Source organism: Nocardioides marmoribigeumensis (assembly GCF_031458325.1).
GTDB classification, from domain to species: Bacteria; Actinomycetota; Actinomycetes; order Propionibacteriales; family Nocardioidaceae; genus Marmoricola_A; species Marmoricola_A marmoribigeumensis.
Genome location: NZ_JAVDYG010000001.1, coordinates 1,265,764 through 1,287,524, shown reverse-complemented (window position 1 = coordinate 1,287,524; position 21,761 = coordinate 1,265,764). Strand labels below are relative to the sequence as shown.

Annotated in this window: 22 protein-coding genes; 16 read left to right on the top strand and 6 right to left on the bottom strand. The window is 71.6% G+C overall.

The window, feature by feature from the left end; translation table 11 throughout:
* The first annotated feature begins 11 nt into the window (after positions 1-11).
* From nuoH to J2S63_RS06180, 9 genes are read left to right on the top strand one after another with little or no spacing between them, the layout of a single operon-like run.
* Positions 12-1,220: an NADH-quinone oxidoreductase subunit NuoH gene (gene nuoH / locus J2S63_RS06220; protein WP_310306610.1), complete on the top strand. Its 1,209-nt coding sequence runs from the start codon at positions 12-14 to the stop codon at positions 1,218-1,220.
* Complete coding sequence (gene nuoI / locus J2S63_RS06215; RefSeq protein WP_310300003.1) at positions 1,220-1,738, top strand: NADH-quinone oxidoreductase subunit NuoI; 519 nt, start codon at positions 1,220-1,222, stop codon at positions 1,736-1,738. Before nuoH ends, nuoI begins: the two co-directional genes overlap by 1 nt.
* A complete protein-coding gene (locus J2S63_RS06210) occupies positions 1,735-2,496 on the top strand; it encodes an NADH-quinone oxidoreductase subunit J (RefSeq protein WP_310300001.1) in 762 nt (253 codons plus the stop codon). Before nuoI ends, J2S63_RS06210 begins: the two co-directional genes overlap by 4 nt.
* Entirely contained in the window at positions 2,493-2,792 is a 300-nt protein-coding gene (gene nuoK / locus J2S63_RS06205) for an NADH-quinone oxidoreductase subunit NuoK (protein ID WP_310299999.1), read from the top strand. The genes J2S63_RS06210 and nuoK overlap by 4 nt, the downstream gene beginning before the upstream one ends.
* A 16-nt stretch (positions 2,793-2,808) precedes the next feature.
* Entirely contained in the window at positions 2,809-4,752 is a 1,944-nt protein-coding gene (nuoL, locus tag J2S63_RS06200) for an NADH-quinone oxidoreductase subunit L (RefSeq protein ID WP_310299995.1), read from the top strand.
* Positions 4,749-6,302: an NADH-quinone oxidoreductase subunit M gene (locus tag J2S63_RS06195; protein ID WP_310299992.1), complete on the top strand. Its 1,554-nt coding sequence runs from the start codon at positions 4,749-4,751 to the stop codon at positions 6,300-6,302. The genes nuoL and J2S63_RS06195 overlap by 4 nt, the downstream gene beginning before the upstream one ends.
* Positions 6,299-7,882 (top strand): NADH-quinone oxidoreductase subunit NuoN, encoded by a 1,584-nt coding sequence (gene nuoN, locus J2S63_RS06190; RefSeq protein WP_310299989.1) that lies wholly within the window; start codon positions 6,299-6,301, stop codon positions 7,880-7,882. The genes J2S63_RS06195 and nuoN overlap by 4 nt, the downstream gene beginning before the upstream one ends.
* A 13-nt stretch (positions 7,883-7,895) precedes the next feature.
* Positions 7,896-8,900, top strand: a complete 1,005-nt coding sequence (locus J2S63_RS06185) for a polyprenyl synthetase family protein (RefSeq protein ID WP_310299987.1) — start codon at positions 7,896-7,898, stop codon at positions 8,898-8,900.
* Between the two features lie 7 nt (positions 8,901-8,907).
* Complete coding sequence (locus tag J2S63_RS06180) at positions 8,908-9,300, top strand: hypothetical protein (RefSeq protein WP_310299984.1); 393 nt, start codon at positions 8,908-8,910, stop codon at positions 9,298-9,300.
* Between the two features lie 3 nt (positions 9,301-9,303).
* On the opposite strand, the gene rarD is transcribed toward J2S63_RS06180, so the two are convergent.
* On the bottom strand, positions 9,304-10,224 hold the full coding sequence (rarD, locus tag J2S63_RS06175) for an EamA family transporter RarD (RefSeq protein ID WP_310299981.1): 921 nt from the start codon (positions 10,222-10,224) through the stop codon (positions 9,304-9,306).
* A 59-nt stretch (positions 10,225-10,283) separates the two neighbouring features.
* Here rarD and J2S63_RS06170 point away from each other — a divergent pair, with 59 nt between their 5' ends.
* Positions 10,284-11,042: a carboxypeptidase-like regulatory domain-containing protein gene (locus J2S63_RS06170; RefSeq protein WP_310299978.1), complete on the top strand. Its 759-nt coding sequence runs from the start codon at positions 10,284-10,286 to the stop codon at positions 11,040-11,042.
* 9 nt (positions 11,043-11,051) lie between these two features.
* A complete protein-coding gene (locus J2S63_RS06165; protein WP_310299976.1) occupies positions 11,052-11,849 on the top strand; it encodes a hypothetical protein in 798 nt (265 codons plus the stop codon).
* Positions 11,850-11,853: 4 nt separating this feature from the next.
* Here J2S63_RS06165 and J2S63_RS06160 read toward each other — a convergent pair whose 3' ends face one another.
* Positions 11,854-12,963: a 2-oxoacid:ferredoxin oxidoreductase subunit beta gene (locus J2S63_RS06160; RefSeq protein WP_310299973.1), complete on the bottom strand. Its 1,110-nt coding sequence runs from the start codon at positions 12,961-12,963 to the stop codon at positions 11,854-11,856.
* Positions 12,960-14,864 carry a 2-oxoacid:acceptor oxidoreductase subunit alpha gene (locus tag J2S63_RS06155; RefSeq protein WP_374725134.1) on the bottom strand — a complete coding sequence of 635 codons (1,905 nt, stop codon included), beginning with the start codon at positions 14,862-14,864 and terminating at the stop codon, positions 12,960-12,962. Before J2S63_RS06155 ends, J2S63_RS06160 begins: the two co-directional genes overlap by 4 nt.
* A gap of 147 nt (positions 14,865-15,011) precedes the next feature.
* Here J2S63_RS06155 and J2S63_RS06150 point away from each other — a divergent pair, with 147 nt between their 5' ends.
* Both J2S63_RS06150 and J2S63_RS06145 read left to right on the top strand, forming a co-directional pair.
* On the top strand, positions 15,012-15,839 hold the full coding sequence (locus J2S63_RS06150) for an enoyl-CoA hydratase/isomerase family protein (RefSeq protein ID WP_310299967.1): 828 nt from the start codon (positions 15,012-15,014) through the stop codon (positions 15,837-15,839).
* An 8-nt stretch (positions 15,840-15,847) separates the two neighbouring features.
* Positions 15,848-16,711, top strand: a complete 864-nt coding sequence (locus J2S63_RS06145) for a PHP domain-containing protein (protein ID WP_310299965.1) — start codon at positions 15,848-15,850, stop codon at positions 16,709-16,711.
* Here J2S63_RS06145 and J2S63_RS06140 read toward each other — a convergent pair.
* Positions 16,680-17,510 carry an SDR family NAD(P)-dependent oxidoreductase gene (locus tag J2S63_RS06140; protein ID WP_310299961.1) on the bottom strand — a complete coding sequence of 277 codons (831 nt, stop codon included), beginning with the start codon at positions 17,508-17,510 and terminating at the stop codon, positions 16,680-16,682. The genes J2S63_RS06145 and J2S63_RS06140 overlap by 32 nt on opposite strands.
* A gap of 60 nt (positions 17,511-17,570) precedes the next feature.
* On the opposite strand from J2S63_RS06140, the gene J2S63_RS06135 reads away from it, so the two are divergent.
* Positions 17,571-18,365 (top strand): ParA family protein, encoded by a 795-nt coding sequence (locus J2S63_RS06135; protein WP_310299958.1) that lies wholly within the window; start codon positions 17,571-17,573, stop codon positions 18,363-18,365.
* Positions 18,362-19,186 (top strand): L,D-transpeptidase, encoded by an 825-nt coding sequence (locus J2S63_RS06130; protein WP_310299955.1) that lies wholly within the window; start codon positions 18,362-18,364, stop codon positions 19,184-19,186. The genes J2S63_RS06135 and J2S63_RS06130 overlap by 4 nt, the downstream gene beginning before the upstream one ends.
* Positions 19,187-19,196: 10 nt before the next feature.
* Here the strand turns inward: J2S63_RS06130 and J2S63_RS06125 are convergent, their stop codons facing one another.
* Complete coding sequence (locus J2S63_RS06125; RefSeq protein ID WP_344114963.1) at positions 19,197-20,624, bottom strand: DEAD/DEAH box helicase; 1,428 nt, start codon at positions 20,622-20,624, stop codon at positions 19,197-19,199.
* A gap of 181 nt (positions 20,625-20,805) precedes the next feature.
* Between J2S63_RS06125 and J2S63_RS06120 the strand changes: the two genes are divergently transcribed.
* Positions 20,806-21,489, top strand: coding sequence for a ferritin-like fold-containing protein (locus J2S63_RS06120; protein ID WP_310299948.1), 684 nt, complete (start codon positions 20,806-20,808; stop codon positions 21,487-21,489).
* 16 nt (positions 21,490-21,505) lie between these two features.
* On the opposite strand, the gene J2S63_RS06115 is transcribed toward J2S63_RS06120, so the two are convergent.
* On the bottom strand, positions 21,506-21,730 hold the full coding sequence (locus J2S63_RS06115) for a DUF3107 domain-containing protein (protein WP_310299946.1): 225 nt from the start codon (positions 21,728-21,730) through the stop codon (positions 21,506-21,508).
* Positions 21,731-21,761 lie beyond the last annotated feature (31 nt).

The window sequence follows — 21,761 nt, the reverse complement described above, 5'->3', positions numbered from 1 at the left end:
TCAAGGCGCTGATGATCTTCGTGGTCCTCGTGCTGCTCACGCTGTTCAACATCTGGTGGGAGCGGCGCGTGGTGGCCCGGATGCAGCACCGCATCGGCCCCAACATGCACGGCCCGTTCGGCCTGCTGCAGAGCCTCGCCGACGGGGTGAAGCTGGCGCTCAAGGAGGACCTGACGCCCAAGGCGGCGGACAAGATCGTCTTCATCCTCGCGCCCGTGCTGTCGGTGGTGCCGGCCTTCGTCGCCTTCTCGGTGATCCCGTTCGGCCCCGAGGTGCGCATCCCGTTCACCGACACCACGACCCAGCTCCAGCTGACCGACATGCCGGTCGCCGTGCTGTTCATCCTGGCGATCTCGTCGGTCGGCATCTACGGCATCGTGCTCGGCGGCTGGTCCTCCGGCTCGACGTACTCCCTGCTGGGCGGCCTGCGCAGCTCGGCGCAGATGATCTCCTACGAGGTCGCGATGGGCCTGGCGCTGGTCGCGGTCTTCATCTACGCCGGCTCGATGTCGACCTCGCAGATCGTCGAGGCCCAGAAGGACATCTGGTTCGGGCTGATCCTCGTGCCGTCGTTCGTGATCTACGTGATCGCGATGGTGGGGGAGACCAACCGCGCGCCGTTCGACCTGCCGGAGGCCGAGGGCGAGCTGGTCGGCGGCTTCCACACCGAGTACTCCTCGCTGAAGTTCGCGCTGTTCTTCCTCGCCGAGTACATCAACATGGCGACGGTCTCGGCCCTGGCCACGACCCTGTTCCTCGGGGGCTGGCGCGCACCGTGGCCGATCAGCTTGTGGGACGGCGCCAACCAGGACTACTGGCCGTTCCTGTGGTTCATGGGCAAGGTCCTGGTCTTCATCTTCTTCTTCATCTGGCTGCGCGGGTCGCTGCCGCGGCTGCGCTACGACCAGTTCATGGCGTTCGGCTGGAAGCGCCTCATCCCGATCTCGCTGGGCTGGATCGTGGCGGTCGCGACGATCCGCGCGATGACCCTCGACGGGGGCGTCGACCGGCAGACCCTGCTGATCGCGATCGGCGTGGTCGCGGCGATCACCCTGGTGGCCTTCTTCTTCGGCGGCGACTACGAGGAGGAGGCCGACGAGGAGACCGCGGACGCCTTCGACCCCTACGCCGGCGGCTACCCCGTCCCGCCGATGACCGCGCCGGCCTACTCCGTGACCGGCCGGACCGTGAGCCACCAGACCTCGAACCAGGAGAGCTGATGCCGACCCTCAAAGAGCAGTTCTGGGACCCGGTCGCCGGGTTCGGGGTGACCTTCCGGACGATGTTCCGCAAGGTCGTCACCGAGCAGTACCCCAAGGAGAAGAAGCCGACCGCGCCGCGGTTCCACGGTCGTCACCAGCTCAACCGCTGGCCCGACGGCCTCGAGAAGTGCATCGGCTGCGAGCTGTGCGCCTGGGCGTGCCCGGCCGACGCGATCTACGTCGAGGGGGCCTCCAACTCCGAGGACGAGCGCTTCTCGCCCGGTGAGCGCTACGGCCGCGTCTACCAGATCAACTACCTGCGCTGCATCCTGTGCGGCCTGTGCATCGAGGCGTGCCCGACGCGTGCGCTCACGATGACCAACGAGTACGAGCTGGCCGACGACAACCGCATGGACCTGATCTACGAGAAGAAGGACCTGCTCGCCCCCCTGCTGCCGGGCATGGAGCAGCCGCCGCACCCGATGCGCCTCGGCGACGACGAGGGCGACTACTACCGAGGGGAGTTCAAGTCGTGATCGCCTTCTGGATCCTCTCGCCGTTCATGGTCCTGGCCGCGCTCGGCATCCTCTTCGTGCGCAAGGCCGTGCACGCCGCCCTGCTGCTGGCGGTCGTGATGGTCGGGCTGGCGATCCTCTACCTCGTGCAGGACGCCCCCTTCCTCTTCGCGACGCAGATCATCGTCTACACCGGCGCGATCCTCATGCTGTTCCTCTTCGTGCTGATGCTGGTCGGCGTCGATGCCGGCGACTCGGTCGTGGAGACGATCCGCGGGCAGCGCCTCATGGCGGCGGTCGTCGGCCTGGTCTTCGGCCTGCTCCTCGCCCTCGGCGTCGCGCAGACGTCGGTCGGCGCGATCGTCGGGCTCGACGAGGTCAACAAGGGCGGCAACGTGCCGGGCCTGGCCCAGCTGCTGTTCAGCAAGTACATCTTCGCCTTCGAGGTGACCTCGGCCCTCCTCATCACCGCCGCGCTCGGCGCGATGGTCCTGGCCCACCGCGAGCGGCTCACGCCCAAGCTCAGCCAGGCCGACATGGCCCGCCAGCGCATGCGCGACTACGCCGACCACGGCAAGCACGTCGGCCCGCTGCCCAGCCCCGGCGTGTTCGCCCGCCACAACGCGGTCGACACCCCGGCCCTGCTGCCCGACGGCACCGCCTCGGAGCTCTCGGTCTCGCGGGTCCTGGCCGCGCGCGGCAACGTGCAGTCCACTGCCGACCTGGCCGACGACGTCACCGAGCTCACCACCGGCGACGACGAGGAGGCGCGCCGATGAGCGCCACACCCTTCCTGACCCTCTCGGCGATCCTGTTCACGATCGGCTGCATCGGCGTCCTCACGCGACGCAACGCGATCGTGGTGTTCATGTGCGTCGAGCTCATGCTCAACGCCAGCAACCTGGCCCTGGTCACGTTCTCCCGGGTCAACGGCAACCTCGACGGGCAGGTGACCGCCTTCTTCGTGATGGTGGTCGCCGCGGCTGAGGTGGTCGTCGGCCTGGCGATCATCATGACGATCTTCCGCACCCGCCGCTCGGCCTCGGTCGACGACGCGAGCCTGCTGAAGTACTGAGGAGCGACTGAGACACATGGCGAACCTCTTCCTGTCCGAGGGCTCCGGCGCGGTGCCGGTCGTCCACCCCACCTCCGGTGGCGGGGTGTACGACGTGCTGTGGCTGGTCATCGCGCTCCCGGCGCTCGGCGCCGCCGCGATCCTGCTCCTGGGCAACCGGCGTACGTCGGCCTGGGCCCACCTGCTGGGCACCGCCACGGTCGGCCTGTCGTTCCTGGTCGGACTGCTGGCCTTCGTCGGCCTGCTGGGCCGCGACGAGGGTGACCGCCAGCTCGGCAGCCACCTGTGGACCTGGTTCGAGGCGGGCAGGTTCAAGGTCGACCTCGGGATCCTCTACGACCCGCTGTCGGCGTTGTTCGTCCTGCTGATCACGGGCGTGGGCTTCCTGATCCACGTCTACTCCATCGGCTACATGGAGCACGACGAGCGGCGGGCCCGGTTCTTCGCCTACCTCAACCTGTTCGTCGCCTCGATGCTCGTGCTGGTCCTGTCCGACGGCTACCTCGGCCTGTTCCTCGGCTGGGAGGGGGTCGGCCTCGCGTCGTACCTCCTCATCGGGTTCTGGCAGCACCGCAACAGCGCCGCGGTCGCGGCCAAGAAGGCCTTCGTGGTCAACCGCGTCGGCGACATCGGCATGGCACTCGCGGCGATGCTGCTCTTCGCGACCTTCGGCACCGTGCAGTTCGTCGGCGTCTCCGAGCTGGCCGGCGGGGCGTCGGACACCACGCTGAACGTCCTGGGCCTGCTGCTCCTGCTGGCCGCCTGCGGCAAGTCGGCCCAGGTGCCGCTGCAGTCCTGGCTGCTCGACGCGATGGAGGGTCCGACCCCGGTCTCCGCGCTGATCCACGCCGCGACCATGGTCACCGCCGGCGTCTACCTCGTGGTCCGCTCGAACTTCATCTTCGAGCGCACCGAGGTGGGCCGCACCGCGGTGATGATCGTCGGCGTCGTCACGCTGCTCTTCGGCGCGATCATCGGGTGCGCCAAGGACGACATCAAGAAGGCGCTGGCCGGGTCGACGATGAGCCAGATCGGCTACATGATGCTGGCCGCCGGCCTCGGGGTCGCGGGCTACGCGTTCGCGATCTTCCACCTGCTGACCCACGGCTTCTTCAAGGCCAACATGTTCCTCGGCGCCGGCTCGGTGATGCACGCCATGGACGACGACGTCGACATGCGGCACTACGGCGGGCTGCGCAAGGCCGTGCCGATCACGTTCCTGACCTTCGCGATGGGCTACCTCGCGATCATCGGCTTCCCGGGCTTCTCCGGGTTCTGGTCCAAGGACAAGATCATCGAGACGGCGTTCGGCCAGAGCTGGTGGGCCGGCACCGCCGCGCTGGTCGGCGCCGGCATCACCGCGTTCTACATGACGCGGCTGATGATCCTGACGTTCGTCTCCGAGAAGCGCTGGTCCGAGGGCGTGCACCCGCACGAGTCGCCCAAGGTGATGACCGTGCCGCTGATGGTGCTGGCCGCGCTGTCCGCCCTGGGCGGCCTGCTTCTCGTCGGCGGGTGGATCACCGACTTCCTCGCGCCGGTGGTGGGCGAGGAGCCGGAGCACGACCTCCCGCTGCCCGCGATCGCCTACACGCTCATCGTCCTGGTGACGGTCGCGATCGGCATCGCCGTGGCGTGGCTGCTGGTCATGAAGCGCGACATCCCGCGCCAGGCGCCCGCCAAGGTCTCGTTCGCCACCCGCGCGGCTCGCGCCGACCTCTACGGCGACGCGTTCAACGAGGCGGTGCTGATGCGGCCCGGCAACACGATGGTGGAGGGGCTGGCCCGCTTCGACGACACGATCGTCGACGGAGTGGTCGACGGCACCGGCTCCTCCGCGATGGGCATGTCCGGCACCTTCCGGCGCATCCAGACCGGCTACGTCCGCTCCTACGCCCTGTCCCTCCTCCTCGGCGCGGCGCTCGTGCTCGGGGCCCTCCTGGCGGTGAACCTGACATGAGCTTCCCCTGGCTGACCGCAGCACTCCTGCTGCCGATCGTCGGCTCAATCGTCGTGATGGCCATGCCCAAGCACGGCACGATCGGACGGCAGGCGGCCCTCGGCTTCTCGGTGCTGACCTTCGCGCTCTCGATCGCGGTGGCGCTGCAGTTCGACACCGGCGAGAAGGGCTACCAGCTCACCGAGACCCACGCGTGGATCAGCGCCTTCGGCGCCCACTACGCCCTCGGCGTGGACGGCACCGGCCTGGTGCTGGTGCTGCTGACCACGATCCTGGTGCCCGTCGTGATCGTCGCCTCCTGGCGCGACGCCGACGTCGGCCGATGGTCCACCAACGCCTTCTTCGCCTGGATCCTGGCGCTCGAGGGCCTGGCGATCGGTGTCTTCTCCTCGGTCGACGTGTTCTTGTTCTACGTGTTCTTCGAGGCGACGCTGATCCCGATCTACTTCCTCATCGGGGGGTACGGCGGCCCGCGCCGCACCTATGCCGCGGTCAAGTTCCTGATCTTCAGCCTCCTCGGCGGCCTGGTGATGCTGGCCTCGGTCGTGGGTCTCTACGTCCAGTCGGCCAAGCTCAACGGGGGCACCCCGACCTACCTGCTCTCCGACCTGCACCCGCTGATGCAGGACGTGAGCACCTCGACCGGCCGCTGGCTGTTCCTCGGCTTCTTCATCGCCTTCGCGGTCAAGGCGCCGATGGTGCCGGTGCACACCTGGCTGCCCGACGCCGCCGACGAGGCGACGCCCGGCACCTCGGTGCTGCTGGTGAGCATCCTCGACAAGATCGGCACCTTCGGGATGATCCGGTTCTGCCTGGAGCTGTTCCCCGAGGCCTCGCGCTGGGCGACGCCGGTCGTCCTCACGCTGGCCGTCATCAGCGTGCTGTACGGCGGCCTGGTCGCGATCGCGCAGAAGTCGATCCCGCGCCTGATCGCCTACACCTCGGTGTCCCACTTCGGGTTCATCGTGCTGGGCATCTTCGTGATGAACAGCCAGGGCCAGGTGGGCTCGACGCTCTACATGTTCAACCACGGCCTCTCGACCGGTGTGCTGTTCCTGGTGACGGGCTACCTCATCGCGCGCCGCGGCTCGCGGCAGATCCAGGACTTCGGCGGGGTCCAGAAGGTCGCTCCGGTGCTCGCCGGCATCTTCCTGGTCGGCGGCCTGTCGTCGCTGTCGCTGCCGGGCCTCTCGCCGTTCGTCTCGGAGTTCCTGGTGATGACCGGCGCCTTCGTGCACAACTGGTGGTACGCCGTCTTCGCGGTCTTCGGCATCGTGCTGGCCGCTCTCTACATCCTGCTGATGTACCAACGCACCATGACCGGCCCGGTGACCCCCGCCGTCGCGCCGATCCGCGACCTCGACCGTCGCGAGGTGGCCGCGCTCGCGCCGCTGCTGGCCCTGATCGTCTTCTTCGGCTTCTTCCCCAAGCCGCTGATCGACGTGATCAGCCCGGCGGTCGAGACCACGCTGACGCAGGTCGGCGCCCACGACCCCTCGCCGGCCGTGAGCCCCGGTGACGTCCCTGCTGCCGAGGAGGCGCACGAGTGAACGCGTTCGACACCCCGAAGCTGGAGTACTTCGAGCTCTCCCCGCTCCTGGTGGTCTTCGGCGTCGCGCTGGTCGGCGTCCTGGTCGAGGCCTTCGCCCCGCGCGAGCGCCGTTACCTGCTGCAGACCGCCGTGACGGTGCTGGGCACGGTCGGCGCCCTGGTCATGACCGTCCTCGTCGCGCGGGACCTGAAGGAGTACGACGGCGCCCGTGGTGCGATCGCCGCGATGGGCGCGATCGCGGTCGACGGTCCGTCGGTCTTCGTCTGGGGCCTGCTCCTCGTGCTCTCGCTGCTCAGCGCGCTGCTCTTCGCCGAGCGGCAGCTCGACGGGGGCGTCACCGCCTTCGCCGGCCAGGCGGCCGCGCTGCCCGGCACCGAGGCCGAGCGCCAGGCGTCCTCGCAGGGCCTGGAGCACACCGAGGTCTTCCCGCTGCTGATGTTCTCGGTCGGCGGCATGATGCTCTTCGCGGCGTCCAACGACCTGGTCACGATGTTCGTCGCGCTCGAGGTCTTCTCGCTGCCGCTCTACCTGCTCTGCGGGCTGGCCCGTCGCCGCCGGCTGCTCAGCCAGGAGGCAGCGCTGAAGTACTTCATGCTCGGCGCCTTCAGCTCGGGCTTCTTCCTCTACGGCGTCGCGCTGGTCTACGGCTACGCCGGCGCCACCGACTTCGCCGCGATCTCGCAGGCGGTCTCCGGCCGCGTCGGTGGCGAGGGGCTGCTGCTCGGCGGCATCGCGCTGCTGGCGGTCGGCCTGCTGTTCAAGATCGGCGCCGTGCCGTTCCACTCCTGGACCCCCGACGTCTACCAGGGCGCCCCGACCGCGGTGACCGGCTTCATGGCCGCGTGCACCAAGATCGCGGCCTTCGGTGCCCTGCTGCGCCTGTTCTACGTCGGCTTCGGTGGCGCCCGCGAGGACTGGACCCCGATGATCTGGGCGGTCGCGATCGCCACGATGGTGGTCGGCTCGCTCTTCGCCCTGGTCCAGAGCGACATCAAGCGCATGCTGGCCTACTCCTCGATCGCGCACGCGGGCTTCGTGCTGGTCGGCTTCGTCGGCCTCTACTCCGGCGGCCCCGACTCGGTCCAGATCTCATCGCTGCAGGCCGTCCTGTTCTACCTGGTGACCTACGGCTTCATGACCGTCGGTGCGTTCGGCATCGTGACGCTGGTGCGCGACGCCGGCGGCGAGGCCAACCACCTCAGCCGGTGGGCGGGCCTGGGCAAGGAGGCGCCGCTGGTGGCGGCGGTGATGTCGTTCTTCCTGCTGGGCATGGCGGGCATCCCGCTGACCAGCGGCTTCACCGGCAAGTGGGCGGTGTTCACCTCGGCCGCCCAGGGCGGGGCCGTCCCGCTCGTGGTGATCGCGGTGGTCCTGTCGGCGGTGGCGGCGTTCTTCTACCTCCGCGTGATCGTGCAGATGTACTTCGCCGACCCGGTCGGCGAGGGGCCCACCATCGCCATGCCGTCGGTGCTGACCGCCGTCGTGATCGCGGTCGGCTTCGCGGCCACCCTCCTGCTCGGCATCGTCCCGGGTCCGATCCTCGACCTCGCCGGCAACGCGGGGTCGTTCATCCGGTGAGACCGGCCAACCGATGACCCCCGCCCAGGACGTGCCGCTGGCTCTCCCCGTGGTGGACGCGGCGCTCCGTGAGCGCCTCGTCCGCGGCATGCTCACCGTCGAGGAGCGGCTCGAGGCGGAGATCCGCTCCGAGGCCGACTTCATCACCGAGGCGTGCCGCCACCTGCTCCACGCCGGCGGCAAGCGGTTCCGCCCGATGCTGGTGCTGCTCGCCGCCGAGGCGGGCGAGGGGATCAACGAGGACGTGCTCACCGCCGCGTCGGTGGTCGAGCTGACCCACCTGGCCTCGCTCTACCACGACGACGTGATGGACGAGGCGGACCTGCGGCGCGGGGCCGACTCGGCCAACGTGCGCTGGGACAACCACGTCGCGATCCTGGCGGGGGACTGGCTGTTCTCGAAGTCCTCCGAGCTCACCGCTCGGCTCGGGGCCGAGGCGGTCCGCATCCAGGCCGAGACGTTCAGCCGGCTGGTCGAGGGCCAGATCCTGGAGACCCGCGAGCCGCGGCCCGGCGAGGACCTGCTCGACCACTACCTGCGCGTGGTGGGGGGCAAGACGGGGTCGCTGATCGCGACCTCCGCGCGCTACGGCGCGATGTTCTCCGGCTGCCCGCCCGAGGTCGTCGCGGCCCTCACGGGCTACGGCGAGCGCGTGGGCACCGCCTTCCAGCTCTCCGACGACATCCTCGACCTGGGCAGCGACTCCGACGTCTCCGGCAAGACCCCCGGCACCGACCTCCGCGAGGGCGTGCCGACGCTGCCGACCCTGATGGCGCTGCGGTCGACCGACCCGGCCGACGCGCGCCTGCGCGAGCTGCTGTCCGCGCCTCTGACCGACGACGCCCGGCACGCCGAGGCGCTGGCCCTGATGCGGGCCCACCCCGCCATGGGTGAGGCGCGACGCTACGTCCTGCAGCTGGCCAACAGCGCGATCGACCTGCTGACCGTGGTGCCCGAGGGGCCCGTGAAGCAGGCCCTGGTCGACTTCGCGGGCGTGATCGCGACCCGCACGGCCTGAGGCTGCGATGGCCCACGACCGACCCGTGCTGGTGAGCAACCTGCTCTCGGGTGTTGTCTGGCTCGCCGTCCCGACGCTGACCGGGGCCTGGTTGGTGACGGTCGTCGGCACGGCCTACGTCGTCCCGGCCGGCTTCCTCCTGGCGCGGGCCCGGGTCGCGGGCAGGGGTGCCCGGCGCCTCGCGTGGGCCGTGGTCTGGCTCGCCGCGGTGCTGCTGTGGGGCGGGCTGATCACCTCGCTGGAGTTCTCCAACTCCGCGGGCGACTACGTCGCCGGTGCCACCGGCGGCCTGCTCTTCGGGACGATGTCGGTGCTCGCCTGGCAGGTCGTCGCGCTCGGCATCAGGCGCTTCCAGGCCTGGCAGGCCGGCGGTCCGACCGGCCCCCCGGGCCAGTCGTGAGGGTCAGGCCGCCGAGGCCTCGACCACGAGCCGCGACTGGCGACGGGACCGCACGGAGTCGAGGCTGAACAGCACCAGAGCGGCCCAGATGACCGCGAAGCCGACCCACCTCGAGACCGACATCGACTCGCCGCCGACGGTGGTGCCGAGCACGAACTGCAGCGTCGGGGCGACGTACTGCAGCAGGCCGAGCGTGGTGAGCGGCACCCGCGTGGCCGCACCGCCGAAGCAGAGCAGCGGCAGGGCCGTGACCAGTCCCGCCGTGGCCAGGAGCCCGAAGTGGCCCGGGCCCTCCGAGAAGGCCCGCCCGTCGCGGGAGGCCTGCAGCCACACCAGGTAGGCCACGGCCAGCGGAGCCAGCAGGAACGTCTCGACCGTGAGGCCCTCGACCGCACCGACGTCTGCCTTCTTGCGCAGCAGGCCGTAGGTGCCGAACGAGAACGCCAGCGTCAGGGCGATGTACGGCGCGCGGCCCTCGGCGAGCGTCAACCACACCACGGCGCCCCCGGCGACCGCGAGCGCGGCCCACTGCAGGGTCCGCAGGCGCTCATCCAGGACGAGGACGCCCATGAGCACCGTGACCAGGGGGTTGATGAAGTAGCCGAGGCTGGCGTCCACGACGTGCTCGTGGTTCACCGACCAGATGTAGACGCCCCAGTTGACCGAGATGACGCACGCCGCGGCGAGCAGCAGGAGCAGGACGCGGCGGTCGCGCACCACGCGGGCCAGGCCCTCCCGCTTGCGCAGCGCCACGGCCAGGACCGCCATGACGAGGGCCGACCAGGCCACCCGGTGGGCCAGCAGCTCGACCGCGCCGGCCGGCTCGAGCAGCGGCCAGTAGAGCGGGAAGGCGCCCCACATGGCATAGGCGGCGAACCCCAGCACGAACCCGTCCCTGGCTCGGTTGCGGTCGGGGGCGGTCATCGTGGCGTCACGAGACGGCAGCCTAGGTGGGCACGGCAAGGCGGGGTTAGTCTCCGCCCATGAACCGCACCGCCGCCCGCCGTCCGCGTCGCCTGCTCACGCTGCTGCTGGGCGTGGTCCTCGGTCTCGGCGTGGTCGTCCTCCCGGCCGGCGGGGCCGGGGCCGCGGTGACGCCGACGCTGACCCTCGCCCTGAGCCGGTCCACCGGGGTCTTCTGGGACACCCAGGGGCCGGCCATCGCGGACGACGAGTTCCGGGTCACCGGCTACCTCAGGGACGACCAGGGCAGGCCGATGGCCGGGCGCACGATCCGGCTGCTGCAGAAGCGCACGCACACCGAGTCCGACTACCGCCTGCTCACCCAGAAGGCGACCACCGACGCGAACGGCCGCTACGTCTTCGACCGGCGGGTGGTCGCGACCGCCGCCTACGCGACGTACTTCGCCGGCGACACCGACGACACCGACGGCACCTACGGCGAGGTCCGCTCCGACGTCGCGCGCCGGATCCGGGCGATGCGCGACTTCAACGCCGGCAAGCGCAGGGTCGACGGCAAGCTGTACTTCCGCGGCGACGTCAACCCGGGCTGGGGCGGCCGGCGGGTGGTCCTGCAGCGCCAGACGTGCCGCACCTGCGCGTGGCGCACGGTCGCGTCCAGGACCGCGGGTCGCGGCGGCGGCTGGTCGTTCCGGGTCACCTACCCGGCCAAGGTCGGGCCGGTATGGCGCTGGCAGGCGGTCCTCGCCGCGGCGGGCGACTTCGAGAGGAGCTACAGCGCCCAGCTCACGACCCAGCGGGTCTACACCCGCAAGGGCTAGTCTCAGCCCATGCCCCGTATGTCATCGTGCCGCGGACGCCGCCTCCTGGCTCCCGTGGTGAGCCTCGCCGTCGCGCTCGGGCTCGCGGTCCTGCCCGTCACCGGCGCGCAGGCAGAGGCGCCAGAGACCACCAGCATCACCGTCGCTCTCAAGCGTCAGTACCCCGGCTCGACCACGTTGCGTCCGGCGACCTACGGAGTCTTCTACGACACCTCCGGCCCCTTCATCTCCGAGGACACCTTCCGGGTGGTCGGACGGCTGACCTCGGACACCACCGGGGAGGGGATCGGGGGCGAGGTGATCAACCTGTTCCGCCAGCTCCCCAGCGACGACGTGTTCGAGCGGGTGCTCAGCGTGAGGACCGATGCCGACGGACGCTACGACATCCCGCAGCGCGTCGTCGGGAGTGCTCGCTACGGCACGACGTACGAGGGCAACGGAGACGCCGTCGAGGGCACGTCGAGTGCGACGTTCCCCCTGCTTCCGGCGATGCGCGACTTCAACGCGAGGTCGCGCCAGGTCGACGGCAAGGTTGTCCTCGGCGGGGTGATCCATCCCGGCTGGGGCGGACGGACCATCACGCTGCAGAGGAGGACGTGCTCCTCCTGTGCCTGGCGGTCGGTCGCTGCCAAACCCGCCGGCAGCTGGGGTGGGTGGAGCTTCCGCGTCGACCGCCCCTCGAAGGCGGGGGTGGTCTGGACCTGGCGAGCTGCTCTGGCGGCTGGAGGAAACTTCGACAGGAGCTACAGTGCGCGGCTGATCACACGTCGGGGCAGCGTGAGCCTGGCGCCCGCCCGTCCGTCCTGACGGCTCAGTCGACCGACCAGGTGTCGCTGCCGTGGAGCAGCTGGTCGAGCGCGGTCCGCGGGTCGTCGAGGGTCTCGGCGGCCAGGCGCACCTGCTCGCGCGCGGCGTCGTCGTACGTCGTGCGGTCGACCTGGCGGAAGATGCCGACCGGGGCCTGGTGGAGGTAGCCCGCGTCGGTGAGCCGCGAGAGCGCGAACGCGGTGGTCGGGTCGGAGGCGTGGGCGTCGTGGACCAGGACCGAGTCGGCGTTGTCGGCGCTCACCTCGACCACGCGCACGCCGCCGGTCTGCGGGTCGCGCACGACCCCCTTGCCGGGCAGGCCGTCCTCGCCGGGGGTGCCGAAGCGGATCGGCTCGCCGTGCACGAGCGGGATGATCGCGTTGGCCGCGCCCGAGCCGCCCTGGTCGGACTTGGCGCCCTTGAGCGCGTCGAAGGCGCCGTCGTTGAAGATCGGGCAGTTCTGGTAGATCTCGACCAGCGCGGAGCCGCGGTGGGCGGCGGCCGCGCGGAGCACCTCGGTGAGGTGCTTGCGGTCGGAGTCGACCGTGCGGGCGACGAAGGACGCCTCGGCGCCCAGCGCCAGCGAGACCGGGTTGAACGGCTGGTCGAGCGAGCCCATGGGGGTGGACTTGGTGACCTTGCCGACCTCGGAGGTGGGGGAGTACTGCCCCTTGGTCAGTCCGTAGATCCGGTTGTTGAACAGCAGGATCTTGAGGTTGACGTTGCGGCGCAGGGCGTGGATGAGGTGGTTGCCGCCGATCGACAGGGCGTCGCCGTCACCGGTGACGACCCAGACCGAGAGGTCCTCGCGCGCGGTCGCGACGCCGGTGGCGATGGCCGGCGCACGTCCGTGGATGGAGTGCATGCCGTAGGTGTCGAGGTAGTAGGGGAACCGCGACGAGCAGCCGATGCCGGAGACGAAGACGATGTTCTCGCGCTTGAGGCCGAGCTCGGGCAGGAAGCCCTGCACCGCGGCGAGCACGGCGTAGTCGCCGCAGCCCGGGCACCAGCGCACCTCCTGGTCGGAGGTGTAGTCCTTGCGGTTCTGGGGCTCCTCGGACGTCGGGACGCCCCGGAGGCCGGGGAAGGGGAGGTCGGAGGTCTCAGCGGTCATCGGGTGGTCTCCTCGATGAGGTTCATGATCGCGTCGGCGAGGTCGGCGGCCTTGATCGGCATGCCGTTGACCTGGTTGAAGCCGACCGCGTCGACGAGGTAGCGGGCGCGGACCAGCAGGGCGAGCTGGCCGAGGTTCATCTCGGGGACGAGGACCCGGTCGTAGCGCTGCAGGATCTCGCCGAGGTCGCGGGGGAACGGGTTGAGGTGGCGCAGGTGGACCTGGGCGACCTCGTGGCCCGCGCGCCGCACCTGGCGGATCGCGGCGCCGATCGGGCCGAAGGTCGAGCCCCAGCCGAGCACGAGCACCTTGGCCTCGCCGGACGGGTCGTCGACCTCCAGCGGCGGCAGGCTCGCGGCGATGCGCTCCACCTTGGCCGCGCGGGTGCGGACCATGAGGTCGTGGTTGGCCGGGTCGTAGGAGATGTTGCCGGACCCGTCGGCCTTCTCCAGCCCGCCGATGCGGTGCTCGAGGCCCGGGGTGCCGGGGATCGCCCACGGTCGCGCAAGGGTCTCCTCGTCGCGGGAGTAGGGCAGGAACTCGGACCCGTCGTCGGGGACGGTGGCGAACGCCGGGTCGACGGTCGGCAGCTCGTCGAGGTCGGGGATGCGCCACGGCTCGGATCCGTTGGCGAGGTAGCCGTCGGAGAGCAGCATCACCGGCGTGCGGTAGGTGACGGCGATGCGCACGGCCTCGACGGCGGCCTCGAAGCAGTCGCTGGGGGACTGCGGCGCGACGATCGGCACCGGGGCCTCGCCGTTGCGGCCGAACATCGCCTGGAGCAGGTCGGCCTGCTCGGTCTTGGTGGGCAGGCCGGTCGACGGCCCGCCACGCTGCACGTCGACGACCACCAGCGGCAGCTCGGTCATCACGGCCAGGCCGATGGTCTCGCTCTTGAGGGCGACACCGGGCCCGGAGGTGGTGGTCACGCCGAGGGAGCCGGCGAAGGAGGCACCGAGCGCGGCCCCGATGCCGGCGATCTCGTCCTCGGCCTGCAGCGTCGTCACGCCGAAGCGCTTGTGCTTGCTGAGCTCGTGGAGGATGTCGCTGGCCGGGGTGATCGGGTAGGACCCGAGGAAGATCGGCAGGCCCGACTGCACGCCGCCGGCGACGAGGCCGTAGGACAGCGCGAGGTTGCCGGTGATGTTGCGGTAGGTGCCGGCCGGCATCACGGCGGGCTTGACCTCGTACTGCACGGCGAACGCCTCGGTGGTCTCACCGAAGAACCAGCCGGCCTTGAACGCCGCGACGTTGGCGTCGCGGATGTCGGGGACCTTGGCGAAGCGCCGCTGGAGGAAGCCGACCGTGCCCTCGGTGGGGCGGCCGTACATCCACGACAGCAGGCCGAGGGCGAACATGTTCTTGGCCCGCGAGGCGTCCTTGCGGGAGAGCCCGAACTCCTTGACCGACTCGACGGTCATCTGGGTCAGGTCGACCGGGTGGACGTGGTAGTCGGCCAGCACGGTCGAGTCCTCGGCGAGCGGGTCGGCGTCGTAGCCGGCCTTGGCGAGGTTGCGCTTGGTGAAGTCGGCGGTGTCGACGATGACGGTGGCGCCCTTGGGCAGGTCGCCGAGGTTGGCGCGCAGCGCGGCCGGGTTCATCGCCACCAGCACGTCGGGGGCGTCACCCGGGGTGAGGATGTCGTGGTCGGCGAAGTGCACCTGGAAGGACGAGACGCCGGGCAGCGTGCCCTGGGGGGCGCGGATCTCGGCGGGGAAGTTGGGCAGCGTCGACAGGTCGTTGCCGAAGGACGCGGTCTCCTGGGTGAAGCGGTCGCCGGTCAGCTGCATGCCGTCGCCGGAGTCCCCGGCGAAGCGGATGATGACCCGGTCGAGCTGCTTGACCTGCTTGGTGGTCACGCGGTGCCGCCCTCTCGTCTGGTCCGGCCTGGGGCCCGGCAGCCAGAAGTGTAGAACACGTTCTAGTTTCGGCAGTTTCCTGCATCTCCAGCCTACGTGGGTGTGCCCCGTTCCACAGTCCCGTCCACCATGACGACGATCACTCCCGCGGTCGCCTGACGGGTCCGCGGGCGGCCGTAGGCTCCGCCCATGACCCAGCCGCTGCCCGACTCCCAGCCCGACTCCCAGCCCGACTCCCAGCTCCGGGTCGACCGCCCCTCCGACGGGGTCGTCCTGCTGACCCTCGACAACCCCGGGCAGCGCAACGCGATGAGCGGCCTGATGACCGAGGCCTGGCAGCGGACGATCGCCGACCTGCGGGCCGACCCCGACGTCCGCTGCGTCGTGGTGACCGGCGAGGGCAGCGCGTTCTGCTCCGGGGGCGACCCTCGGTGGATCGCCGGCGAGCCCGACGCCCCGGTGCACGCGCTGCGCACCCGGATGCTCGGCTTCTACCGCGCCTGGCTCTCGGTCTGCGACCTCGAGGTGCCGACGATCGCGGCGATCAACGGCCCGGCCGTCGGCGCCGGCCTGTGCCTCGCGCTCGCCTGCGACCTGAGGTACGCCGCCGCGTCGGCGCGCATGTCCGTCCCGTTCGTGCGGCTCGGGATGCACGCGGGCATGGCGGCGACCCACCACCTGCCCGCGATCGTCGGCGAGGCCCACGCCCGCGACCTGCTGCTCACCGGCCGCATGGTCGGCGCGGACGAGGCGTTCCGCATGGGCCTGGTCTCCTCCGTCACGCCCGACGACCAGTTCCTCGACTCCGTGCTGGAGACCGCGGCGGGCATCTCCGCGACCGCCCCGGTCGCGAGCCGCCTGACCAAGGTCGCGCTGCGCGACGGCGGGCACGCCGACCTCACCAGCTGCCTGGAGTGGGAGGCGCTGGCCCAGCCGGTGACCCTGGCGACGGAGGACCTCCAGGAGGGCGTCCGCGCCTCCCGGGAGCGCCGCGCGCCGGTCTTCCAGGGGCGCTGAGGCACGCGGTGCGCATCGACCTCCACACCCACTCCACCCGCTCCGACGGCACCGACGCCCCGCGCGACCTGGTGCGCGCCGCGGCGGCGGCCGGCCTCGACGTGGTGGCGCTGACCGACCACGACAACGCCGACGGGTGGGAGGAGGCCGCCGAGGCCGCCGCCACGGTCGGCATCGTCCTCGTGCCCGGCATGGAGGTCAGCTGCAAGCACCGCGGCCACGGGGTGCACCTGCTGGCCTACTGGCCGGACCCGCGGCACCCCGACCTGGTCCGGCTCCTCGACGAGGTCGTGCGGGGGCGCAGCGACCGCATGCCGCGCATGGTCGAGCGGCTGCGCGACCTGGGCCACGAGGTCACCGTGGACGACGTGCTCGCCCAGGCGGCCGGGGCGACCTCGGTCGGCCGCCCCCACGTCGCCGACGCCCTGGTCGCCCGCGGCGTGGTCCGCGACCGGGACGAGGCGTTCGCACGCTTCCTGCGCAACGGCGGTCCGGCGTACGTCGACCGGCCGGCGGCCCCGCTGGAGGAGGCGGTCCGCGTGGTCGCGGCCGCGGGCGGCGTGACCGTGGTGGCGCACCCGTGGGGGCGCGAGTCCGCCGGGGTCATGCAGGCCGAGGACCTGGCCGCCCTGCAGCGGGCCGGTCTGACCGGGGTCGAGGTCGACCACGAGGACCACACCGCCGAGCAGCGCGCGGAGCTGCGTGGCATCGCCGGCGACCTCGGCCTGGTCGTGACCGGGGCCAGCGACCACCACGGCACCGGCAAGGTCGGTCACGACCTCGGCTGCCACCTCACGGCGCCGGAGGAGCTCGCACGACTCGAGGCGGCGCGTCCGCGCGCTAGCGACGCCCCATCGTCTGGAAGCGCGTGAGGAGCCCGGTCGGGACGTAGCGCGCGGCCGCGGTGACCGCCTTGTAGCGCAGGTCGGGGACCGAGAGCGCCTTGCCGTCGTCGAAGTCGTCGAGCGCCTCGCGCACGAGCTTGTCGGCGTCGAGCCACATCCAGGACGGCACCGAGTCGCGGCCGACGTCCATGCGCTCGTGGAACTCCGTGCGCACGAAGCCGGGGCACAGGGCCATCGTCCGCACGCCGCGCTCGCGGTAGGTGCCGTCGGCCCACAGGGACAGGCGGGTGACGTAGGCCTTGGCCGCGCCGTAGGTCCCGCGGGGGAGGTAGCCCGCGACCGAGGAGACGTTGATGATCCCGCCGAAGCCGCGTTCGAGCATCGTCGTGGTCGCCGCGTGGCTCAGGCGCATCACCGCGACCACGAGGACGTCGAGCATCGCCTGCTCCTCCTCGACCGAGTTGTCGGCGAACTGCTCCTTGAGCCCGAAGCCGGCGTTGTTGACCAGCAGGTCGACCGGCTGGGACCGGTCGGACAGGCGCGCCTCGACCCGTGCCAGCTGCTCGCGGTCGCCGAGGTCGGCGGCGAGGACCTCGACGGCGACGTCGTGCTCGGTGCGCAGCCGCGCGGCCAGGTCCTGCAGCGTGTCCTCGGACCGGGCGACCAGCACCAGGTCGAAGCCGCGACGGGCGAGCTCGTGGGCGAACGCCAGCCCGATGCCGGCGGTCGGGCCGGTCACCAGGGCGATCGGGCGGGCGGGGTCGTGGGCCCCCGCGGCGGCCGACTCGGCGGCCCGGCGGGTGGACAGGTGGGTCACGCGCGACATGCGCGCAGCATTCCACGGACGGTCGGGGAGGGGCACCGGACCCTGGGGCACAATGACGGCGTGAACAGCGCGGCGAAGACTTCGGGCCCGACGATCCTCGCGATCGCCAACCAGAAGGGCGGCGTCGCCAAGACCACGTCGGTCGCCTCGTTGGGGGCTGCGCTCGCCGAGCTCGGCGGCCGCGTGCTGCTGGTCGACCTCGACCCGCAGGCGTGCCTCACCTTCTCCCTCGGCATCGACCCCGAGGACCTCGACCTCTCCGTCCACCACGTCCTCACCAAGGGCCTGGACCCGACCGAGGTCATCGTCACCACCGAGGACGCCGTCGACGTCCTGCCGGCCACCATCGAGCTCGCCCGGGCCGAGGCCGACCTGCTCACGCGCACCGGCCGCGAGTACGTCCTCAAGGTCTCGCTGGAGGACCTCGACGAGTACGACTGGGTGCTGCTGGACTGCCCGCCCTCGCTGGGCGTCCTCACCGTCGCCGCCCTCACCGCCGCCCACGGCGTCGTCATCCCGCTGCAGTGCGAGACGCTCTCGCACCGCGGCGTGGGCCAGCTGCTCGACACCGTCCACGACGTGCGCCGCTTCACCAACCGGGGCCTCACCGTGTGGGGCGTCCTGCCGACGCTGTACGACGGCCGCACCAACCACGCGCGCACGGTGCTGGACACCATCTCGGAGACCTACGACCTCGAGGTGCTCGAGCCCCCGATCCCCAAGTCGATCCGTTTCGCCGAGGCCCCTGCGGCGGGTCGCTCGATCCTGCGCACCACGCGCAGGCATCGTGGTGCCGACGCCTACCGCGAGGTCGCCAAGCACCTCGTCGCCCGCAAGGAGGGCCGGACCCCATGACCCAGACCACGCTGCCGCCGACGTCCGCACGGACCCAGGGCAGCGTGGTGGGGGACCAGGCGGTCCGTCCTCGCTACGGCCGCATCGCGGCGTTCGGCACCTCGGCGCTGGTGTGCGCGGTCGCCTTCCTCGGCGGTGTCGGCGTGCTGCCCGACGGGGCCTCCCCGGCCCAGGCCGCGCCCCGCGCGCAGGGGTCGCTGCGGCTCAGCGACTCGACCGGCGAGCTCACCGACGTCGTCACCACGGACCCCGGGACCGGCCCGGACGCGGGCTCCGACGCGGGCTCCGACGCCTCCGCCAGCCACGGCCGTCCCGACCAGGGCGCGGCCGGCGACCCCGAACCCGCCCCCGTGGGCTCGCAGCCCCTGCCCGACGTCCCCGACGACGCCTCCACGGCGGCCGAGGACGTCACCGAGCACCCGCTGCCGGCCGGCAGCGGCAAGGGCCGCCGGGTCGTCTTCGACCAGGGTCAGCAGCGGGTCTGGCTGGTGACGGGCACCGGCACGGTCCTGCGCACCTACCTGGCCTCGGGGAGCGTCACCGACAACCTCCACCCGGGCACCTACGAGGTCTACTCCCACTCCGAGCACGCCATCGGGATCGACGGCACGACGATGCGGTGGATGGTGCGGTTCGCCCACGGCGACAACGCCGCGATCGGGTTCCACGACCTGCCGCTGGGCGAGTCCGGCCACCCGGTGCAGCGGCTGGGCGACCTCGGCACGCCGCTGAGCCACGGGTGCATCCGTCAGGCGCCGGGCGACGCCCAGGCGCTCTGGGCGTTCGCGCCGGTGGGCACCAAGGTCGTCGTCACCGGCTGAGCCGGAGGGCTCAGCCCTCCGCGGGGGCGGAGCCGCCTCCACCGCCGCTGCGACGACGCCGACGGCGTCGGGCCGGGGCAGCGGTGCCGTCGCCCTGCGTCTCGGCCGCGGGGCTGCTCGACGGGTCGGACGCGGCCGCCGAGACCGAGGACTCGGAGGACTCGGAGGACTCGGACGCCTCGGGCGCGCCGTCGACCTTCTGCCCACCGCGGGTGCGGGTGCGGGTGCGGTCGTTGCGCTTGCGCGGCGGGCGCTGGCGGGACTCGTCGTTGCGCGGCTTGCCCGCGTCCTTGTCCTTGCGGGGGCCACCGACCGGCTCGCCGACGTAGCCCTTGACGTCGGAGGGGATGCCGAGCAGCTCGAAGAAGTGCGGGGAGGTGGAGTAGGTCTCCGGGGGGTCGTTGTGCGGCAGGTCGAGCGCCTTGTTGATGACGTTCCAGCGCGTGACGTCCTGCCAGTCGACGAAGGTGATCGCCACACCGGTCGCGCCGGCCCGGCCGGTGCGGCCGATGCGGTGGACGTAGGTGTTGTGGTCCTCCGGGCAGGAGTGGTTGATCACGTGGGTGACGTCCTGGACGTCGATGCCGCGGGCGGCGACGTCGGTGGCGACCATCACGCGCACCTTGCCCTCGCGGAACCGCTGCAGCGCCTTCTCGCGCGCCACCTGCGCCATGTCGCCGTGCAGGGGGCTGGCGGGGAAGCCGCGCTCGGCCAGGTCGTCGGCCACGCGCTGGGCGGCCCGCTTGGTGCGGGTGAACACGATCGCGCGTCCGGCGCCCTCGGCCTGGAAGATGCGGGCGAGCATCTCGGTCTTGTCGAGGTCGTGCACCTGGAAGATGAACTGCGCGGTCGCCGGGACCATCTGCGTGTCGGCGGCGGACTCGGCCCGGATGTTGACCGGGTGGTGCATGTGTGAGCGGGCCAGCGACACGATCGCGCCCGGCATGGTCGCGGAGAACAGCATGGTCTGGCGCGACGCCGGGGTCTCGCGCAGCAGCCGCTCGACGTCGGGCAGGAAGCCGAGGTCGAGCATCTCGTCGGCCTCGTCGAGGACGAGGACCTGCACGTGGGACAGCACCAGCGAACCGCGGTTGACCAGGTCGATGAGGCGGCCGGGCGTGCCGACGACGACGTCGACGCCCGCCTTGAGGGCGTCGAGCTGGGGCTCGTAGGGCACGCCGCCGTAGACGGTGAGCACGCGGGCGCCGAGGTCCGCGGCGGCCAGCGTCAGGTCGTTGGAGACCTGGACGGCGAGCTCGCGGGTCGGGGCGACGACCAGGGCCTGCGGCTTGCCGGGCGCGGCCAGCTCGTCGTACGCCGGGGTGCCGGGCACGGCGGTGCGCTGCAGCAGCGGGATGCCGAACGCGAGGGTCTTGCCGGTGCCCGTGCGCGCCTGACCGATGAGGTCGGTGCCGAGGAGCGCGACCGAGAGGGTCATCTCCTGGATGGGGAAGGGGGTCGTGATGCCGCCTCGCTCGAGGGCGTCGGCGATCGAGGGGAGGACCCCGAGTTCTCTGAAGGTGGTCAGGGTGATGCCTTTGGATCGTGAGTGTGACGGCTCATGCTACCGGGCGGTCAGGGGGACGCAGGCCGCGAGGCTGCTCGGTAGGCTGCCGGGCATGCAGTCCAACCCCGCGATGGAGGACCGGGCCTACCACGCGGCGGTCGTCGACCTCCTCGGTGCGATCGCCTACGGCGAGATCTCCGCCTTCGAGCGACTGGCCGCCGACGCCCGGATGTGCCCGACCCTGGCCGACAAGGCCGAGCTGGCGCGCATGGCGTCGGTGGAGTTCGGCCACTACGAGCGGCTGACCGCCTACCTCGCCGAGCTCGGCGCCGACCCGATCGAGGCGATGGGACCGTTCGCGCAGGCCTTCGACGCCTTCCACCAGCGCACCCGGTCCAACGACTGGCTCGAGGGGCTGGTGACCGCCTACGTCGGCGACGGCCTGGCCGCGGACTTCTACACCGAGATCGGTGCGTTCCTCGACCCCGAGACCCGCCGCATCGTCACCGAGAGCCTGCGCGACGCCGGCAACGCGGCGTTCGTCGTGTCCCGGGTCAGGGCCGCGATCGAGCAGGACCACCGGGTCGCCGGCCGGCTGGCGCTGTGGGGCCGGCGGCTGATGGGTGAGGCGCTCACCCAGGCCCAGCGGGTCGCGGCCGAGCGGGACGAGCTGACGGCTCTGCTGGCCGGCGGCGTCGACCGCCCGGGGCTCGACCTGGCCGCGATCGGCCGGTTGTTCGCGCGGCTGACCGAGAACCACACCGCGCGGATGACCAGCCTCGGGCTCGACGCCTGAGGCTGGCCGGGTGGGATCAGGAGCGGAAGCCGACCTGGCCCACGGTGGGGGAGCCGAGCTCGACGTAGGCGAGCTTGGCGGTGGGGACCAGCACGCGGCGGCCCTTGCTGTCGGTGAGGGAGAGCAGGCCGGACTCGTCGCTGAGTGCCGCCTTGATCGACGCCTCGACGCTGTCGGCGTCCTGGTCGACCTCGACGGTGAGCTCGCGGGGTGCCTGCTGGACCCCGATCTTGACCTCCATGCTGGACTCCTCCTCGTCGCCGGTGCCCGGC

Coding starts and splice junctions, on each gene's coding strand:
- nuoH (WP_310306610.1), top strand. CDS start 12: ATGATCTTCGTGGTCCTCGTGCTGCTCACGCTGTTCAACATCTGGTGG.
- nuoI (WP_310300003.1), top strand. CDS start 1,220: ATGCCGACCCTCAAAGAGCAGTTCTGGGACCCGGTCGCCGGGTTCGGG.
- nuoK (WP_310299999.1), top strand. CDS start 2,493: ATGAGCGCCACACCCTTCCTGACCCTCTCGGCGATCCTGTTCACGATC.
- nuoL (WP_310299995.1), top strand. CDS start 2,809: ATGGCGAACCTCTTCCTGTCCGAGGGCTCCGGCGCGGTGCCGGTCGTC.
- J2S63_RS06195 (WP_310299992.1), top strand. CDS start 4,749: ATGAGCTTCCCCTGGCTGACCGCAGCACTCCTGCTGCCGATCGTCGGC.
- J2S63_RS06185 (WP_310299987.1), top strand. CDS start 7,896: ATGACCCCCGCCCAGGACGTGCCGCTGGCTCTCCCCGTGGTGGACGCG.
- J2S63_RS06180 (WP_310299984.1), top strand. CDS start 8,908: ATGGCCCACGACCGACCCGTGCTGGTGAGCAACCTGCTCTCGGGTGTT.
- rarD (WP_310299981.1), bottom strand. CDS start 10,224: ATGACCGCCCCCGACCGCAACCGAGCCAGGGACGGGTTCGTGCTGGGG.
- J2S63_RS06170 (WP_310299978.1), top strand. CDS start 10,284: ATGAACCGCACCGCCGCCCGCCGTCCGCGTCGCCTGCTCACGCTGCTG.
- J2S63_RS06165 (WP_310299976.1), top strand. CDS start 11,052: ATGCCCCGTATGTCATCGTGCCGCGGACGCCGCCTCCTGGCTCCCGTG.
- J2S63_RS06160 (WP_310299973.1), bottom strand. CDS start 12,963: ATGACCGCTGAGACCTCCGACCTCCCCTTCCCCGGCCTCCGGGGCGTC.
- J2S63_RS06150 (WP_310299967.1), top strand. CDS start 15,012: ATGACCCAGCCGCTGCCCGACTCCCAGCCCGACTCCCAGCCCGACTCC.
- J2S63_RS06140 (WP_310299961.1), bottom strand. CDS start 17,510: ATGTCGCGCGTGACCCACCTGTCCACCCGCCGGGCCGCCGAGTCGGCC.
- J2S63_RS06130 (WP_310299955.1), top strand. CDS start 18,362: ATGACCCAGACCACGCTGCCGCCGACGTCCGCACGGACCCAGGGCAGC.
- J2S63_RS06125 (WP_344114963.1), bottom strand. CDS start 20,624: ATGACCCTCTCGGTCGCGCTCCTCGGCACCGACCTCATCGGTCAGGCG.
- J2S63_RS06120 (WP_310299948.1), top strand. CDS start 20,806: ATGCAGTCCAACCCCGCGATGGAGGACCGGGCCTACCACGCGGCGGTC.
- J2S63_RS06115 (WP_310299946.1), bottom strand. CDS start 21,730: ATGGAGGTCAAGATCGGGGTCCAGCAGGCACCCCGCGAGCTCACCGTC.